The organism is Dehalococcoidia bacterium (genome assembly GCA_040902535.1).
GTDB lineage: Bacteria > Chloroflexota > Dehalococcoidia > DSTF01 > JACRBR01 > JBBDXD01.
The window spans coordinates 159,846-176,465 of record JBBDXD010000022.1; the positions used below are offsets into that span (position 1 = coordinate 159,846).

19 protein-coding genes are annotated in these 16,620 nt (G+C 65.7%); 10 read left to right on the top strand and 9 right to left on the bottom strand.

The annotated features are described in order from the left end of the window. Window position 1: 1 nt before the first annotated feature. From WEB52_12605 to WEB52_12615, 3 genes are read right to left on the bottom strand one after another with little or no spacing between them, the layout of a single operon-like run. Window positions 2-844, bottom strand: coding sequence for an ABC transporter permease (locus WEB52_12605; GenBank protein ID MEX2227278.1), 843 nt, complete (start codon window positions 842-844; stop codon window positions 2-4). Then, on the bottom strand, window positions 841-1,650 hold the full coding sequence (gene modA, locus WEB52_12610) for a molybdate ABC transporter substrate-binding protein (GenBank protein ID MEX2227279.1): 810 nt from the start codon (window positions 1,648-1,650) through the stop codon (window positions 841-843). Before modA ends, WEB52_12605 begins: the two co-directional genes overlap by 4 nt. Further along, window positions 1,643-2,323: an MBL fold metallo-hydrolase gene (locus WEB52_12615; protein ID MEX2227280.1), complete on the bottom strand. Its 681-nt coding sequence runs from the start codon at window positions 2,321-2,323 to the stop codon at window positions 1,643-1,645. Before WEB52_12615 ends, modA begins: the two co-directional genes overlap by 8 nt. Window positions 2,324-2,519: 196 nt before the next feature. On the opposite strand from WEB52_12615, the gene WEB52_12620 reads away from it, so the two are divergent. Both WEB52_12620 and WEB52_12625 read left to right on the top strand, forming a co-directional pair. Beyond that, window positions 2,520-3,353 (top strand): tetratricopeptide repeat protein, encoded by an 834-nt coding sequence (locus tag WEB52_12620; GenBank protein ID MEX2227281.1) that lies wholly within the window; start codon window positions 2,520-2,522, stop codon window positions 3,351-3,353. Window positions 3,354-3,422: 69 nt separating this feature from the next. Further along, window positions 3,423-4,148, top strand: coding sequence for a gamma-glutamyl-gamma-aminobutyrate hydrolase family protein (locus tag WEB52_12625; GenBank protein ID MEX2227282.1), 726 nt, complete (start codon window positions 3,423-3,425; stop codon window positions 4,146-4,148). Here the strand turns inward: WEB52_12625 and WEB52_12630 are convergent. Then, window positions 4,145-4,561, bottom strand: a complete 417-nt coding sequence (locus WEB52_12630; protein MEX2227283.1) for a hypothetical protein — start codon at window positions 4,559-4,561, stop codon at window positions 4,145-4,147. The two genes, WEB52_12625 and WEB52_12630, sit on opposite strands and share 4 nt — an antisense overlap. 8 nt (window positions 4,562-4,569) lie before the next feature. Beyond that, window positions 4,570-5,700: an LCP family protein gene (locus WEB52_12635; GenBank protein MEX2227284.1), complete on the bottom strand. Its 1,131-nt coding sequence runs from the start codon at window positions 5,698-5,700 to the stop codon at window positions 4,570-4,572. Between the two features lie 72 nt (window positions 5,701-5,772). Between WEB52_12635 and ispF the strand changes: the two genes are divergently transcribed. The 3 genes from ispF (at window position 5,773) to cysS (ending at window position 8,582) form a co-directional block, all read left to right on the top strand. Beyond that, complete coding sequence (gene ispF / locus WEB52_12640) at window positions 5,773-6,240, top strand: 2-C-methyl-D-erythritol 2,4-cyclodiphosphate synthase (GenBank protein ID MEX2227285.1); 468 nt, start codon at window positions 5,773-5,775, stop codon at window positions 6,238-6,240. Between the two features lie 189 nt (window positions 6,241-6,429). Then, complete coding sequence (gene cysE, locus WEB52_12645; protein ID MEX2227286.1) at window positions 6,430-7,209, top strand: serine O-acetyltransferase; 780 nt, start codon at window positions 6,430-6,432, stop codon at window positions 7,207-7,209. Next, the gene (gene cysS / locus WEB52_12650; protein MEX2227287.1) at window positions 7,209-8,582 is read left to right on the top strand and encodes a cysteine--tRNA ligase; all 1,374 of its coding nucleotides are present in this window, start codon (window positions 7,209-7,211) and stop codon (window positions 8,580-8,582) included. The genes cysE and cysS overlap by 1 nt, the downstream gene beginning before the upstream one ends. A gap of 7 nt (window positions 8,583-8,589) precedes the next feature. Here cysS and WEB52_12655 read toward each other — a convergent pair whose 3' ends face one another. Then, complete coding sequence (locus WEB52_12655; protein MEX2227288.1) at window positions 8,590-8,973, bottom strand: hypothetical protein; 384 nt, start codon at window positions 8,971-8,973, stop codon at window positions 8,590-8,592. A 208-nt stretch (window positions 8,974-9,181) separates the two neighbouring features. Here WEB52_12655 and WEB52_12660 point away from each other — a divergent pair, with 208 nt between their 5' ends. Genes WEB52_12660 through pheA form a run of 4 tightly spaced genes read left to right on the top strand, consistent with a single transcriptional unit; the run spans window position 9,182 to window position 11,649 of the window. Further along, window positions 9,182-9,631, top strand: a complete 450-nt coding sequence (locus WEB52_12660; protein MEX2227289.1) for a universal stress protein — start codon at window positions 9,182-9,184, stop codon at window positions 9,629-9,631. Between the two features lie 21 nt (window positions 9,632-9,652). Further along, complete coding sequence (locus WEB52_12665) at window positions 9,653-10,108, top strand: TrkA family potassium uptake protein (protein MEX2227290.1); 456 nt, start codon at window positions 9,653-9,655, stop codon at window positions 10,106-10,108. 3 nt (window positions 10,109-10,111) lie between these two features. Continuing rightward, a complete protein-coding gene (locus tag WEB52_12670; protein MEX2227291.1) occupies window positions 10,112-10,807 on the top strand; it encodes a TrkA family potassium uptake protein in 696 nt (231 codons plus the stop codon). After that, window positions 10,807-11,649, top strand: coding sequence for a prephenate dehydratase (pheA, locus tag WEB52_12675; GenBank protein MEX2227292.1), 843 nt, complete (start codon window positions 10,807-10,809; stop codon window positions 11,647-11,649). The genes WEB52_12670 and pheA overlap by 1 nt, the downstream gene beginning before the upstream one ends. Before the next feature lie 229 nt (window positions 11,650-11,878). On the opposite strand, the gene WEB52_12680 is transcribed toward pheA, so the two are convergent. Together WEB52_12680 and WEB52_12685 are read right to left on the bottom strand one after the other, a co-directional pair. After that, window positions 11,879-14,068: an HDIG domain-containing metalloprotein gene (locus tag WEB52_12680; protein ID MEX2227293.1), complete on the bottom strand. Its 2,190-nt coding sequence runs from the start codon at window positions 14,066-14,068 to the stop codon at window positions 11,879-11,881. A 37-nt stretch (window positions 14,069-14,105) separates the two neighbouring features. After that, window positions 14,106-14,663 carry a hypothetical protein gene (locus WEB52_12685; protein MEX2227294.1) on the bottom strand — a complete coding sequence of 186 codons (558 nt, stop codon included), beginning with the start codon at window positions 14,661-14,663 and terminating at the stop codon, window positions 14,106-14,108. Between the two features lie 272 nt (window positions 14,664-14,935). Here WEB52_12685 and WEB52_12690 point away from each other — a divergent pair, with 272 nt between their 5' ends. Continuing rightward, complete coding sequence (locus tag WEB52_12690) at window positions 14,936-15,943, top strand: hypothetical protein (protein ID MEX2227295.1); 1,008 nt, start codon at window positions 14,936-14,938, stop codon at window positions 15,941-15,943. Window positions 15,944-16,108: 165 nt separating this feature from the next. Here WEB52_12690 and WEB52_12695 read toward each other — a convergent pair whose 3' ends face one another. Then, complete coding sequence (locus WEB52_12695; GenBank protein MEX2227296.1) at window positions 16,109-16,612, bottom strand: GNAT family N-acetyltransferase; 504 nt, start codon at window positions 16,610-16,612, stop codon at window positions 16,109-16,111. Window positions 16,613-16,620: the final 8 nt, after the last annotated feature.

A 16,620-nucleotide genomic window follows, 5' to 3' on the forward strand; every position in this document is an offset into this window, starting at 1 on the left:
GCTACATGCTCGCCGGGGCGCCGCGCGCGAGGATGCGCAGCATCAGCAACAGGACCGCCGCCGCCGCCACGAGGATCACCGACAGCGCGATCGGCACGTCGATCGAACGGCCGGATTCGAATGCGCTGATGATCGCCAGCGGCATGGTCTGCGTGCGTCCTTGCAGGTTTCCCGCGAAGATCAGCGTCGCGCCGAGTTCACTCAGCGCGCGTGCCCAGCAGAGGATGGCGCCCGCCACGATCGATGGCCACGCCAGCGGCAGCGTCACGCGCCAGAACGTCCGCAACGGCGATGCGCCCAGCGTCGATGCAACTCCCTCGTACACCGGCTCGACCGCCTCGAACCCGGCTTTCACGGTGCGAATGTAGAACGGCGCCGAGACGAACAGTTGGGCCAGCACGACCGCGACCGTCGTGAACGCGATCTGCACGCCTGACGCATCGAGCGAATCGCCGATGACGCCGCGGCGCCCGAGCGTCACCAGAAGCGCGACGCCGGCGACGGTTGGTGGCAGCACGATCGGCAGGTCGAGCAGCATGTCGATGACGATCTTGCCGCGAAACTGCCGCCGCGCGAGCAAATACGCGAGCGGCGTCCCCACCATGATCGCGACGAGCAGCGTGACCGTGCTGGTGATCGCGCTCAAGCGCAGCGAATCAAGCACAAGCTCCGAGGTGACGTTCTCGCTCAGCTCGCCGCTCGATATCGCGCGCCAAGCAAGTGCGACCATGGGCACGGAAAAGAACAGGAGCGCCAGTAGAGCTGGAGCGCCGAACGCCCAATCCAGCCCGATCCGCGATGTGATGCCCGGCCGCAACTGCCTGGTTCGTGATGTCGCGTTCATGAAGCTCGCTCGAAGCCCCGCACCTCGAAGATGTCCTGGCCTTCATCGGAGAGCAGGAAGTCGATGAACGCCTGCGCTGCTTCCGGCTCCGCGGCATTGCTTGTGATCGCCACCGGATACGCCGCTTCGATATTGTAATCGAGCGGGATCTCGACGCTGTCCACGTCGTCGTCGATCTCGGGCGTCACGTCGGACACGTAGACGATGCCGGCGTCCGCTTCGCCGAGTTGCACCTTGGCGACCACGGACTTCACGTTCGGCTCCTGCGAGACCACGTTCGCCAGCACCATCTCGCGCAGCCCGGGCACGAAGCCATCGTCTTCGGCGATCTTGTCCAGCACCTTGAGCGTGTAACGGCCAGCCGGCACTTCCGGGGCCGCCATGACGATGCGCAGCGATTGCTTCCCGAGGTCCGACAGCAAATGCACGTTGCCGGGGTTATCCGCCGGCACGATGACCGTCAGCGCATTACGAGCAAACGTGCGTGCGTCGGGCAACACGAGCCCGGCGGCCAGCGCCGCCTGCATGTTCTCGACGTCCGCCGCTGCGTACACGTCCGCCGCTGCGTCTTGATCGAGTTGCGTGCGAAGCGTCGGGCTGCCCGCGAAGTTGAAGCGCACGTCGATGTCGGTGCGGCGCGCCATGAACTCCGTCGCCGCGTCCTCGAACGCCTCCGTCAACGACGAGGCGGCGAATATTGTCAGCGTCGTGCGCGGCGGTTCATCGTCGCCGCCGCCATTACACGCGACGCACCCGAGGATGCAGACGGCCGCGAGGATGAGAAGCAAGAAACGTCGATCAGCCACCGGCCCGCTTCGCAAGTTCCATCCGGACGTACGGATTGCGCTGGCGCTCGTGCCCGATCGTCGTTTGGTCCATGTGCCCGGGCAGCACGATCGTGTGGTCCGGCAACACCAGCAGGCGCTCGACGATGCTCGCCATCTCCTCGTCGTAATCGCCGCCCGGCAAGTCGGTGCGCCCGATCGACCCGGCGAACAGCGTGTCCCCCGCAAACAACACGCCGTTGGCGTAGAAGCAGACGCTGCCGCGCGTGTGGCCCGGCGTATGGAGCACGCTTAGCTTCAGCCCGTCGATGTCTATATCGTCGCCGTCGTCGAGGAAGGCGTCCGGGTCCGGCGGGTTCGGAATGTCGACACCCATCCAGCTACGCGCCGAGTTGGCCGTGTTGCGCGCCAGGTCCAGGTCGGCGGCGTGGAGCAGGAACTTCGCGCCGGTCGTATCGCGGATCGCGCCGACACCCAGGATGTGGTCGATGTGCGCGTGCGAGTTCGCGATGTACTTGATCGCGACGCCCATGTCCTTCGCCATCGCCAGGATCTCGGCGGGCTCATCGCCCGGATCGACGCAGATCGCCTCACCCGTGCGCCGGTTGCCGATCACCCAGCAGTTTTCCTGGAACGCGCCGACGACAATCCCCCGGACGATGGTCTCGCTGACAGAAGCGTCGCTGGTATCCACGCACCGAATATAGGGGGTTGCGAGGCTTTCGGCGAGGAACCGCCGCTGCCGATAGTGCGTATTGTCGGTACCAGCATGTACGCCGCGCACCAGTGTTTCGGGCGTCGTGTGGCGGTACCGCAAATCTGCTTGTGCTGCTCAAGGGTAGGCACTAGACTCTCGTGAATCTCAGCACCCGATACTCCCCCGAGGACCCATGACCAACCAGACGCAGGACAAGGCGCGCAACCGCCGGCAACAGCTCGCCAAGCAGGCGATCGAGTTCGCCATGCAGAGCCGCTGGGAAGACGCCATTGCCACGAACAGGACGATCATCGCGTCATTCCCTGACGAGCAGGGTGCCTTCAACCGGCTCGGCAAGGCGCTCACGGAGACCGGCAAGATCAAGGAAGCGCGCGAGGCCTACCAGCGCGCGCTGGAACTCGACCCTTCGAACGCCATCGCGAAGAAGAACCTCGATCGCCTGTCGCAGATGAAGGGGAAGACCGAGCCCGACAAGGCCCAGCAGGTCGACACCAGCCTCTTCATCGAAGAGATGGGCAAGACGGGCGTCACGTCACTCCGGCCGCAAAGCATGAAGCTGCTCACGACGCTTTCGGCCGGCGATGAAGTCGCGCTGAAGCCCGTTGGCAACCGCCTCACCGTGGAGACCATGGCCGGCGACTACGTCAGCGATGTCGAACCGAAGCTTGCGTTGCGCCTGACCAAGCTCATGGACGGCGGCAACAAGTACGCCGCAGCCGTGGCCGGCGTCACGCCCGACAACGTGCGCGTGATCATCAAGGAGACCTTCCAGCACCCCACGCAGGTGGGCAGGCTCTCCTTCCCGGCCGGCAAGGCCGGTGATGTCATTCGTCCCCACATTCGCGAGAGCATGGTGCGCACAGACGCCGAGGACGATGACGACGCCGGCGATGAAACCGAGGACTGGGACGACAGCGAAGAGGAGACCACCGAAGCTCCGCGCGACGTCAGCCTCTTCGACGCATCCCGCGAAGAAGATTCCGACGACTCCGACTTCGACGAGTAGGGATCGCTCGCACGCCGCACGCTGACCTGCCCGGTTTCCACGCCGCTGCGCGGACGTTACGCTCAGCGCATGAAGAAGCCACGTATCGGCGTCACGCGATGGGAAGACGTCCCCGGCGAAGCCGTCGACCGCTACTGGGATCGGCTCACCGAGTCCGGTGCCGAAGTCGTCGACCTCGATGAGTCAGCCGCCTCTCGCGTCGACGAGCTGTCGCCCCTGATCGACGCGCTCATGCTCACCGGCGGCATCGATGTCGACCCGGCGACCTACGGCGCCGCCGCGCGCCACGAAAAAGTGCGCGAGACCGCCCCTGAGCGCGACCGCATGGAGCTGGCATACCTGGAATCAGCGCTCAAGCGCGATATTGCCGTGCTCGCGATCTGCCGCGGCCACCAGCTCCTCAACGTGGGCTTCGGCGGACAACTGCTGCAGCACATCGATAGCGGCGAGCATCGCGCGGACTACCGCACCGAGGGCTATCCGTCGCGGTGGCACGATTTGCGCGTCCAGGAAGGCGCCCGGCTCGCGTCCGTGCTGAGTGCCACATCACTCGAGATCAACTCACGTCACCACCAGGCCGTGACGCGCGACGTGCTCGCGAGCGGACTGCGCCCGGTCGCCTGGGCGGAAGATCACGGCCGGAACCTCGTCGAGGGCATGGAGAGCGAAGCGCACCGCTGGGTCGTCGCCGTACAGTGGCACCCGGAACGTCTCGAGGAGCACAAACCGGCGTTCGCTCCCCTGATGCGACGCTTGTTCGCCGCATTTATCGATCAGGCGCAAGAACGCTCTTAGCGCGACGGCCGCTTTATGACGCGAAACGGCACCGACTTCGCGAGCTTGTCGTCGAGCCACAACTCCGCCACCGCCTCGACCGGCTTTTCGAGCTTGATCGCCATGTTCATCGAGATCAGTACGCGCTGCGTGGAACCGGGCGGCAGTCCGGGCGGCCGCCCCTGTTCGAACTCGCCGCCGATGTCGCCGAAGCTCGCACCGTCCTCGCCCCGCAGCCGGATGCGGAACTGGTGCTTGTGATTCGTGTCCATCCACGGCACCAGGATCGCCGCCGCCACCGCCAACTGGTGCTGCACGGGAAAGTCTTTCGCCCAGATCAGCGACCAGCCGCCGCCGAGCAGGTAGAGCTTGTCCCCTTGCACCTGCGCGGCATCCGCCAGGATCAGAAAGTCGACGGTGGTGCTGTCTTCCACGTGTTCCCTCATGGCGTGACGCCCGCAGCGACCAGCATCTCCGCCGCCAGTGCGCCCGCCTCGCTGTCTCCAAACGCTTCCGTGATGATCGCCTGCACCTTCACGGGATCCAGCAGTTGGATCGAAGCCTCGCACGAGCCGCACGAGACCGCCGCCTCGGCCAGCGATTTGGTGGTGAGCTTGTCGTCGGGCACGCGCTTGAGCAGCGATAGCACGCCCGCCGACTGCCGCGTGCTCATGTCGGTCTTGACGGTCTTTCGAAATGCTCCGTACGCCCCCGGCAGGCGAAAGATCGACAGCGGCGACGAAGCACTGTCGATCAGCGCCGACCCCACCCGCTGCTGGCGTTCGATACGTTCGAAGTCACTTGAACCCTCGCGGATCCGGCCATAGGCGACCGCCTCGTAGCCGTTCAGCTTCAGCTTGCCTTCAGGGAAGAACTGCGGGATGACGTTAACGTCGTCGTCCGAGTAATTGTCCTGGCCAAACTCCTGCGGATTGTCGATGGTCACGCCCCCCATCGCGTCGATCAGGTCCTTCGCACTGTACTGATCGAAGATCACGTAGTGATCGACCTCGATGCCCAGGTTGTGCTCGATCGTTTCCATGACGGCGCGTGGCGCCGCGCTTTCGTCGTCCGCCGACCAGTTGTAGACGAACGCCGTATTGATCCTGTCCTGCGCATAGCCGCCCTCCACGGGCACCTGCATCAGGGCGTCTCGCGGGATGCTCAGAAACGCGGCTTCATGATCGCGCGGGTCGATGCGCAGCAGCAGCACGGTGTCCGTCCGGCTTGGCCCCTCCGTCCCGGGGCGCCGGTCAAGGCCGATCACGACGACCGTGAAGGGACGGTTCGGCAATCCGAAGATCAGCGGCGCGCCGCCGGGGATCGGCGCCGAGACGCGCAGTCCGGTGAACGGCACCGGCAGCGGCTGGACCGCCGTCAGCACCGCAATGAACAGATAGCCGAAGAACACCAATGCGGCGGTCCGCAGCCAGTGCGAGCGCTTCTTGCGCGAGGGTGCGGCGACTTCCGGTGGCGCTTCCGCCGGGGCGGGGCCGCGCTGTTTTGCGCCGCGCGTGGGGGGGATGGCTCGGGGGCGGTCTCTGAGCTGCCCGTACGCCTCAAAGTCTTCCATGACCGCCGGCATCATACCGGACGCCGCCGCGGCCCTTCGCGCCAGTGATCGCGCCGCAGATACAATCGCGGCATGAGGATCGGCCAGGGCTTCGACGCGCACCGCTTCGTCGAGGGGCGCAAACTCATGCTCGGCGGCGTCGAAGTGCCGTACGAACGCGGCCTCGCCGGCCATTCAGACGGCGACGTGCTGCTGCACGCCATCATCGATGCGCTGCTCGGCGCGGCGGCGCTGGGTGACATCGGCGCGATGTTCCCCTCGTCGGATGACCGCTGGAAGGACGCCAACAGCCTTGATCTGCTCCTCCGCGCCCGGACCCGCGTGCGGGAAGCCGGCTTTAGGATCGCCAACGTCGATGCCACGGTCATCGCGGAGGCGCCGAAAGTGGCGCCGCAGGTGATGGTCATGCGGCGCACGATCGCGCAGGCGCTCCAAATTGACATAACAGACGTGAGCGTGAAGGGCACGACCGCCGATGGCATGGGATTCACGGGCGAAGGGGAGGGCGTTGCCGCTTCCGCGGTGGTGCTGTTAGAGTAGACCATAACGATCTGCGAGCCTTCACGGCCGCCAGGTGAGTGCAACATGACCGACTCCTACGTTCGATGGGCGAGCGCCCGGTCCCTCTGCGGGGCGCACTGCAGTTGTCCCTCGGGGTTGTCCGCCTAGCGGGCGCCCCTCTCCGCGCCGACAACCACCATCGGTACGTAGCAGTAGGACACCGTCCTCATGTCTGTTCTCAAGTCGATCCGAAGAGACATCGATGCCATCCGGGAGCGCGACCCGGCCGCCAAAGGCACCCTCGAGGTGATCCTGGCCTATCCTGGCTTCCACGCCCGCCAGATGCACCGCCTGGCCCACACGCTCCACGCACGGCGCGTGCCTGTCTTGCCCCGCGTCATCTCCAACTTCAGCCGCTTCGCCACCGGTATCGAGATTCATCCCGGCGCCACGATCGGCGAGGGACTCTTTATCGACCACGGCATGGGCGTCGTGATCGGTGAGACGGCCGAAATCGGCGACGACTGTCACCTTCTGCAGGGCGTCACGCTCGGCGGTACCAGCACGCACCGCACCAAGCGCCACCCGACGCTCGGGAGCCGTGTCACCGTCGGCGCCGGCGCAAAGCTCATCGGCGCCGTCGAGGTCGGGGACAACGCCCGCATTGGCGCCGGTTCCGTCGTCGTCACGAACGTGCCGCCGAACGCGACGGTGGTCGGCGTGCCCGGTCACGTCGTCGCGTTTCACGATCCGGGCAGCGAGACGACGGTGAAGCTTCCGGACCCCGAGTGGGACCGCATCGACGCGCTCGAACGTCACATCGAACGCATGGACCGACGCCTCCGCGCGCTTCAGGACAAACTCGACACGCTCGGCGCCGCCGCGGTCAATGCGACGACCGGCGCCGCGAACGAACCCATGCACCTCCACAAGCTGCGCGAGGGCGCCCCGGACGCCGATGAAGGCGATGGTGAGTCGCTTCCGAGCCGGGAGGCGATCGGCGGTTGATCCGCTTCACGAACACGCTCACCCGTCAGCTCGAAGACTTCACACCGCAGGGCGATGTCGTGTCGCTGTACGTCTGCGGCGTCACCCCCTACGACGTCTCGCATATCGGCCACGCCATGAGCTACGTCGTGTTCGACGTGCTCAAGCGCTACCTCGTCTGGCGTGGCTACAAGGTTAAGCACGTCCAGAACTTCACGGACATCGACGACCGCATCATCGAGCGCGCCAACCGTCGCGACATGAGCACCGACGCCCTCGTCGAAAAGTTCGTGAACGCCTACCTCGATGACATGCGCGACCTCAACATCGTCCCGCCTGACGCCTACCCGTACGCCACCCGTGAAGTCCCCGAGATGATCGAGATCATCAAGGGCCTCATCGACAAGGGTTTTGCCTACGAGGCGTCGTCACCGCAGAGCGAGTGGTCGGACGTCTACTATCGCGTCTCGGCGAAGAGCGACTACGGCAAGCTCGCGCATCGCACCCAGGATTCGCTGCTCGCCGGCGCCCGCATCGAGCCCGGGGAGCAAAAGGAGAACCCGGCGGACTTCGCGTTGTGGAAGGGCGCCAAGGCGGGCGAGCCTTCATGGGACAGTCCGTGGGGCAGAGGCCGTCCTGGCTGGCACATCGAATGCTCCGCCATGTCGCTGAAGTACCTCGGTCCGCAGATCGATATCCACGGCGGCGGCGAAGACCTGATCTTCCCCCACCACGAGAACGAGATCGCCCAGACGGAGGCGTACACCGATAACCCGCCCTTTGTCCGCTACTGGTTGCACAACGCCTGGGTGAAGATGGGCGACGAGAAAATGAGCAAGTCGCTCGGTAACTTCGTCACCATCCGCGATGCGCTCGACAAGGTCGGCGCCGATGCCCTGCGGCTCTGGACCCTTACGTCGCACTACCGCAAACCGCTTACATTCTCGGAAGACACGCTCGACGCGGCGAAACACGGCGCGGACCGGCTGCAAACCGCCGCGCGTACACCCTCGTTCGACGGCGAGGGCGCCATCGAGATCGCTGCCTTTCGTCAGCGCTTCATCGATGCGATGGACGACGATCTGAACACGCCGCAGGCCCTGGCCGTGCTATTCGACCTGGCGAAGGAAATCAACCGGGCGCGAGACGAAGGCAAGGGCGTCGCGACCGCCCAGGGCGCCCTGCTCGAACTGGCCGATGTGCTCGGCATGCGGCTCGAACAGAGTGAGCGCAGCATCGAGGCTGCGCCGTTCGTCGACCTGCTCGTGCAAATTCGCAACGAGTTGCGCGCGGCAAAACAGTTTCAGCTCGCCGACCGCGTGCGCGAAGGCCTCGCCGAGCTTGATATCGTGCTTGAAGACTCGCCCGACGGCACAAGCTGGAAGCCCGCCTGAGCGGCTTCTAAGCTGCCGCCAGCAGCGAGCTGTTCTCGATGTCCGCTCGGTCGCGCGGGAAACAAAACGTCGCCACCTGCCAGCGGCCGGCTTCCACCGTCAGCCGGTTGCGGATGCGGAACAACGCGTCATGCGCGCCCTGCTCATCCGTCTCGACAAGCAGAGCGGCGACCGTATCCTCGAAGATGCGCGCAACCACATCAGACGCTCGAAGCTGTAACGCGATCGTGTCCAGCGCGAACTCGAGCTTCTTCCGCATCGGGATGCCGTCCGTCGCCGGCACCGCCTCGAAGACGAGCATCGAGAACGCACGCTCGTAGCGGCGCGCGCGTTCCAGTTCCTCGCGCAGGCGCGACTGAAAATACGCTCGGTCGTGCTTCTCCGACGGCAAGAACGGACCTCCCTCGCGCCGGGGACGCGATGATCTCCTGTCAAGGTGTCGGCGGCGCGTGCGTCTGAGTTAACGCCGAGTAAGAGCTTTTCCGGCTTGCAGTTTGGCGTCTGCCAGATTCAAACCTTGTTGCCGCTAGATTCGGGCGTTCCTATAATGGCGGGACGCCGCCGGAATCGCCGCTCGGAGCGGCCCCACGGAGTATGAGTTGGCTGGATCTGATCCCACCGCCGGCGTCCGCTCGATCCTCGTTCCGGTCGACGGTTCCCCTGCTAGCCTCGATGCGGTCCTGCTCGCCTGCTCGATCGCCAAGCGCAACAAGGGCAAGGTCTACGCCGTCCACGTCATCGAGGTGAAGCGGTCCCTGCCACTCGATGCCGAACTCACCGACGAGGCCGCCGCCGGCGAGGATGTCCTCACACGCGCCGAGCGCGCCGCGGCCGAGGCCGACTTCCGCATCGATGGCGAATTGCTGCAGGCCCGCGAGGCGGGCCATGCCATCGTCGATGAGGCCATGGAGCGCGCCGTCGACCTGATTCTCATGGGCTCGGAACACAAGGCGCCGCTCGGTGAGTACCAGATGGGTCGCTTGACACAATATGTACTGCGCGCCGCTCCCTGCAGCGTCTGGCTCTGGCGTCACCCCGTACGAGAATGAGCCTGTACACTGCCTGCTGATATGAAAGTCGTGATCATGGGCTGCGGCCGCGTCGGCGCCGCGCTCGCCGTGGACCTCGACCGCGAAGGCAACGATGTGCTGGTGCTCGATACCGACTCCAGCGCCTTCCGCTTCCTCCCGGACGACTTCTCCGGATCGACCTACGTCGGCAGCGGCATCGACATCGACACGCTGCGCAAGATCGGTGTCGAAAAGTCCGACGTCTTCGTCAGCGCGACGCGCGGTGACAACCGCAACGTCATGGCCGCGCAGATGGCACGGCACATCTTCGGCGTCAAGGTCGTCGCGAGCCGCGTCTTCGACCCCCTGCGCGAGGAGATGTACCGCTACATGGGCGTGCGCACCATCAACCCCACCCGCGTCCAGGCGAAGCGCCTCAAGCGCATCATCGAGGCGCCCTCCGACGAAGAATCCATCAACATCGCTCGCGAGTTCATCGAAAAGGACGGCGACTGATCCGTGGTCGAAAAGAAGCTCTACATCATCCTCATCGGCGGCGGTAAGGTCGGTTTCCATCTCGCCAAGGAACTCGTCGAGGCCAATCACGAAGTACTCGTGATCGAAATGGACCCCCAGACCGCCGAGGCGATCCAGGACGAACTCGGCGACATCGTGATGGAGGGCGACGGTTGCGAAGCCACCGTCCTCGAGAAAGCCGGCACCGGCCGCGCCGATATGTTCCTCGCCGTCACCGGCGATGACGAGGACAACCTCGTTGCCTGCCAGGTCGCCAAGCAACGGTTCAACGTGCCGCGCACCGTGGCACGCATCAACAATCCGATCAACGAGGAACTCTTCCAGAAGTTGGAAGTCGATATTACGGTCAGCGCTACCTCCGCGATCATGGCGCACATCGAGCCGGAGCTCCCCACCCACCAGCTCATTCCCCTTCTGAAGCTCAAGGGCAGCGGCCTCGAGATCGTCGAGATCCGCATCCCGGTGGACTCGCGCGTCGCCAATCGCGCCATTCGCGAAGTGATGCTGCCGTATCAGTCGATGATCGCGCTGGTCGTCGGCGAAGACGGCCAGCCCAAGCTTCCCAGCGGCGAGACCGTGATCCACGCCGGCGATGCCGTGGTCGCCGTCACGCTCCACGAAAGCGAGGAGGCGCTGCGAGAGGCGCTCATGTCGCCGCCGCCGCCGCGTAGCTTTTAGTGAAACGCGTCGCCCGCGCCGCCTACTTCGGACCCGCCGGTACGAACACGGAAGTGGCCGCGCTGCGCCTGTACCGGGACGTCGAACTCGTGCCGTTGCCCACGATTCCGGCCGTCGCACGCGCCGTCCAGACACGCGATGTCGACGCCGGCGTCGTGCCGATCGAAAACAGCCTGCAAGGCACCGTGACCGATACCGTCGACGAACTCATCCACGATGCCGGCCTCGCCGTCTGCGCCGAGGTCGTGCTGCCGATTGAACACTGCCTCATGGTGCAACCCGGGCTCGACCGCTCGACGATCCGCGTCATCTACTCCCACCCGCAATCACTCGGACAATGCCGCCATTACCTCGAAGCGAACTTTCCTGAAACCCGCACCGAAGCCGCGCTGTCGAACGCCGCCGCCGTCGAAATCGCAATGAAGACGCCGGAGTCGGCGGCGATCGGCCCCGCCCGCGCCGCCGACATCTATGGCGCCCAGATCCTCGAGCGCGGTATCGAGGACTCGCGCGTGAACAAGACGCGCTTTATCGCGCTCGCCGCCGAGGGCGCCGCGCCGACTGGCGACGACAAAACGTCCATCGCCTTCGCTGTCGCCCACGACCGGCCTGGCACGCTCGTCAGCGTGTTGCATGAGTTCTCCGACCGCGCGATCAATATGACCAAGATCGAGTCACGGCCGTCCGGCGAAGAACTCGGCGTCTACATTTTCCTCGTCGACATCGAGGGGCACCGTGATGAGCCGATGATCGCGCAGGCGCTCGCCGCCGTGAAGGAGCAGGCCGCCTACTTCACGATCTTCGGTTCGTACCCCGCCTGGCGCGACGCCCCGAATCCCTGATCGTCTCTGCTCTCTTTTGGAGCGCGGGCTTTCAGCGCGCGTTCTCGCTCCTGCATCCGTCGTCGCACTACTCCTCGAACGTCTTCGCCGGTAGCATGGGCCAATTCGTCCAACCCCGAACGTGATCGCCAGGGAGACCCGACGTGGGCGCCGCCGCCGCACTGCTGTCTTCTGCCGCATGGGCCCTCATCTCCTTGGGTCATGAGTCGGCCGTCCCTTGGGGCGTCAGCTAGATCTCGTATCGCCGTCGCCGGCGACGGCGCTGGTCGTCCGGCGGTTGCGGCCGCGGCGCCGGCGACCGCATCGGGATGCGCAGCATGCGGCGTCGCTCTTCCATCGGCGTCGGCTCCGGATATTGCACGCGCGGATGGTAGACCGCGCGCATCGTCGATTTGAACGACTCGGCGATCGTGCGCAGGTCGCGCAGCGTCAGGTCGCTGTCATCGAGCTGGCCCTCGGACAGACGCTCGGCGATGACCTCCTCCACCATCCGGTCGATCTGCTCCGGCGAACGCTCCGACGCGCTGCGGATCAGCGCTTCCGTCGAGTCGGCGAGCATGACGATCGCCGTCTCCTTCGTCTGCGGACGCGGCCCCGGATACTGAAACAGCGCCGGATCGATCGAAGGATCCTTCTCCGCCGCCGTGCGATAGAAATACGTGACGAGCCGCGTGCCGTGGTGCTCCGGAATGAACGCCTGTACGCGCGCCGGCAACCGTGCATGGCGCGCAAGCTCCAGCCCCCGCACCACGTGTTGCTGGATCGATGCGGCGCTCTCTTCCGGCGTCATCTCTTCGTGTGGGCTGGCGCCGCCCATCTGGTTCTCGATGTACATGCCAGGTTGCAGCACCTTGCCGATGTCGTGGTAATAGCACCCGACGCGCGCCAGCAACGGGTCTGCACCCACGAGGTCCGCCGCCCGCTCCGCCAGGTTGCCGACGATCACGCTGTGGTGGAACGTGCCCGGCGCCTCGTCTTGCAGGCGCCGCAGCAACGGTGCGTTGAGCTGTGACAGCTCCATCAGCTGCACACGCGTCGTCACGCCGAACAGCACGCCTACGGTCACGAACGCGCCCGCGCCGAGGATCCCGGCGCTCACACCCCCGACGCTTGCCGAGAGCGCCATCCACGCGAGGTCCATGGCCTCGCGGTCGGTATCCGTGAACCACGTCGCGAGCAGCGCCAGGTACGACACGCCGGCGACGGCGATGCCTGCGCTGAGATAGCGGTTCAGGCGCTCGGCGCGGTGTACCAAGTAGACGCCTGCCATCGGTGCAAGCCCGTACACCGCGAGGATGCGGAACGTATCGAGGGCGCCGACGGTGGTGATGAGCGACACGTCGGGGATTAACGCGCTGACGAACGCCACCAGCGCGCCGATGATCGCCGAAACGACGACGGCGACATCCGTCTCCAGCAACGCCGCGATCAGAATAGGAGACGCCGCAACGGGCAGGATGTACGCCAGGAAGTGCCGGTCGTCGTCGGGGATCACCAGCGGCAGGTAAAACTTCGCCACCATCAGCGGCACCATCATCACCAGCGCCAGCGCGATCATGTGGCGCTCGGATGTGATCCCGCCCGGCTGCATGACGAAGATGTAGCCGGCCACGATGAACGCCGCGATGCTCGACACGATCGCCACCGCGAACACGTTGCGCCACTCGACCGTGCTCGAAAGCAGGCCCGTCGCGCGCAGTTTCTCGATCGCCACTTCATCGACCCGCGTGCCGGTCGCGACGATCACGTCACCGTCCTCGACGTTCACGCGTTCGGCGGGGACCGCGGCCCGCGCCGACTCCCGCGCCCGCGCCGTCTGCTCATCGTCCACGGCGAGCGTCGTCGCGACGAGCGGCCGCACGAGTTCCGCCGTCAGCAGCGCCTCATCGGCAAAGAAGTCGACGCTGATGCGCGAATCTACGGTGTCTTTTGCCTGCGTCGCCGCAGATTCATCCAGCGAGACGTTCAGTTCTTCGCCCAGCACGCGGCGTCCCTCGGCGGCGACCTGCTGCCAGCGCTCGTCCGGCAGCGCGATCACCGCATCGACGCTGCGCGGCGAAAGCCCGAGCCCTGCCAACGAATCACGTTTGCGCGTCTCGTCCGTGAGCGCGCGGATCTGCGTCACTTGGGCGGTCAACTGATCGTAGGCGTTCACCTGAGCCGTGCGCACTCCCGGGTCGAAGACCCGCGAAGGCTGGACGGCCGTCGCCGCTTCCTCACGCCGCTGCTCCGTCAGGAATTCACTGACGAACGAGACCGTCTTCGGAGCGCGCACCGTCCGCGAAGCGATGTCGTCGGTGCGGATGTTGAGTTGGCGCGGGAAGACCGGAAACAGCGCGATCAGCAACAGCGTCGCGAGCGCCACGCCGAACACCGCGGCCGCGCCGAGGCTGATGCTGCGCCGGGTCACGTTAGGCACGCTGAGCAACCATCCGGCCTACAGCATATCAGGGGTGCTACGCCGCCCTCTGTGCCCGGTAAAGCGCTCCCGGCGATTGTGCGGAGCGACCGCGCAGCGTCGAGAGCAGCGCATCCGGGTCGGTCACCGCGAGCCAGACACGGGTGACGTCGATGTACCGCGGCCAGAGCCGCGTGCGCCACGGACGTGCCAGCGTCACTTCGATGAGACGACCGCCGTGGCTGCACGATATGCGGTCCGCGAAGTTCGTCGATAACCCGAAGCGATACCGCCAGCGCGGTCGCGGATCGATCAGTCGCGCGCTCACTACGTCGTTGAGCGGGAACTCCATGTTGAAGAACGCTTCGAACCGGACGTACACCACCTCGCCTTCGATCTCCACGAAACTGTCGTTGATCGCGACGGCGAACGTGCTGGCGATCGCCGCGAACATGGCGACGACCGTGAACCCGAAGATCGCCCGCTGTACGTCATCCGCGTCGCCGTCCATCAGCGCGGGCACGAGCGACAGGAAGGCGAACACGGTCACGCAGAGCACCAGCACCTTGAGCGGCACCCGGAACCAGAACGCCGTCGCGAAGTCGAAGCGTCGCATCACGGTCCCTCTCGCGGAGCGGCGACGGCGCTGCGGTCCGGGCGGGCGGACCGAAGCGCGTCTACCTCTGATATCGGCCCCGGCCACGAGAAATCCTGAGGGAACGCACCCTGCTGGCGTCGTTCGGCTGCGTTTGCAAGCCCGGACAATGCCCTCGATCGCGGCCATTCGCCGTCAATTCCAACGTTCGATACACGTTCGCAGCGGACGCGGGCCAGGACGTGGCGGAAGCGCTCTCCGAAGCCGGAAAGACTTCGGATAGGAGGGTCGTCATGTTCGCACACAAGTTGGCCATAGTAACGGGCGCGTTGGCGATCGCTGGCGCGCTCATGATGGGCTGTGGCGAGAGCGCAGAGAAGCAACTCGACCACGGCAACCTGTCCGTCGACGAGGCCGTCGCCGCAGTACACGTGCCGTGCCTCGACTCGAATCAGGACCTCGCACTGAGCGCCGAGGACTTTGGCCAACCGCTCGCGGGAGGCGCGGAATCCGACGGGGATGGCATTGACTTCAACGCCGACGGCACCGTCGATGACGCCGACGCCGCGTTCCTCGATGTCGATCTGCAGGTCGCGCCTGGATCAGACCCCGCTGCCTGTGGCGATGCGCCGCTCGAATACCTCGTCGCGAGTGACACCGTCCCCGCGATCACGTGCGATGATGGCGCCAGGGCGATCGTCATCGTAGGGGTGGCGGGTGGCGTCGTCGACCTGCGGAACGCTGAGAATGCGGCCGGCGTGCGCTGGATGACCAACGCGCTCATCGACGAACTCGACGAGCGCGACTACCAGACGCTCGCGCTCATCGCCGGACCTGGACTGCCCGGCATTGACGCGCAGCTCAACTCGGGCATGGAGACGTGGATCGCGCACAGCCTCCAGACTGTGCTCGATCAATACCCGTGCGCTCAAGCCGTCCTGCTGGGCCATAGCCACGGCGCCATAACCACGGACGTGGTGGCGTCGCGCCTCGAAGAGGCGTACGGCAACCGGATCCTGCTCGTCGTCTCCAATGACCGCATCGAAGGCCTCTACATGGGCGACACGCAGTCGCGCCCGCAGAGTGTGCCGGTGTTCAACATCTTCGAGACGAATGATTCCGACGCCACAGGTGCGTCATTCGATGCCCCGAACGTCGAAAACTGGGACGCGAGCGGCGAACAGGCGCCAGAGCACGGCGAGGACGGCGGCGCGAGCAAGCCGGTCAATCACACCACCATCGACAACTCAGCCGGCGTGCGCGACCGCATCATCGATGAGGTGGTGGAGCGGCTGCCCTGAGCGTCGCATCAACGAGCCCGCGCGCCACCCCGTGGCGCGGGCTTTCAGCCCGCGAACGCCCAGATCTGTGGCGCGGGCTTTCAGCCCGCGAAACCGTCGTCGATACTCCCCCAGCGACCAGCGACCAGCGACCAGCGACCAGCGACCAGCGACCAGCGACCAGCCTTACAACGCCAGCGTGTACCGCACCGCCGTGAGCTTCGTCCCGCCATAGTCATTGATCTGCGTCGCGGCATCGTCAATCTGCCAGCAGGCGCGCTCGTAGAACGCGCGCGCGCGTTCATTGCGACGAAGCACCCACAGGACGGCCATGCGGTATCCATCCTGCCTGAATGCGTCGCACGTCGGCGCCATCAGCGCGCTTCCGACACCGCGGCGCCAGTACGCGGGCGTGACGTACATCAGGTAGAGGAGGCCGCTGCCCGACTCGCCGTCGGGGCCGATGGTTGCATAGCCGACGAGCGCGTCTTCGTCTTCAGCCACCAGCGTGCGCTTGTTCCGCGGCCGTTCACGCGCCAGGCTCCGCGCCCATTGCGCCGCCTTTTCCTCGACGGACAGGGCGTCGAGGTATGCGTCCGGCATGAGCCCGCGATACGCGGCGCGCCAGCTCATCACATCGACTTCGGTGATCGCTGCGGCGTCATCAGGAGTGGCGGAACGTACGTTCACCGAACCGG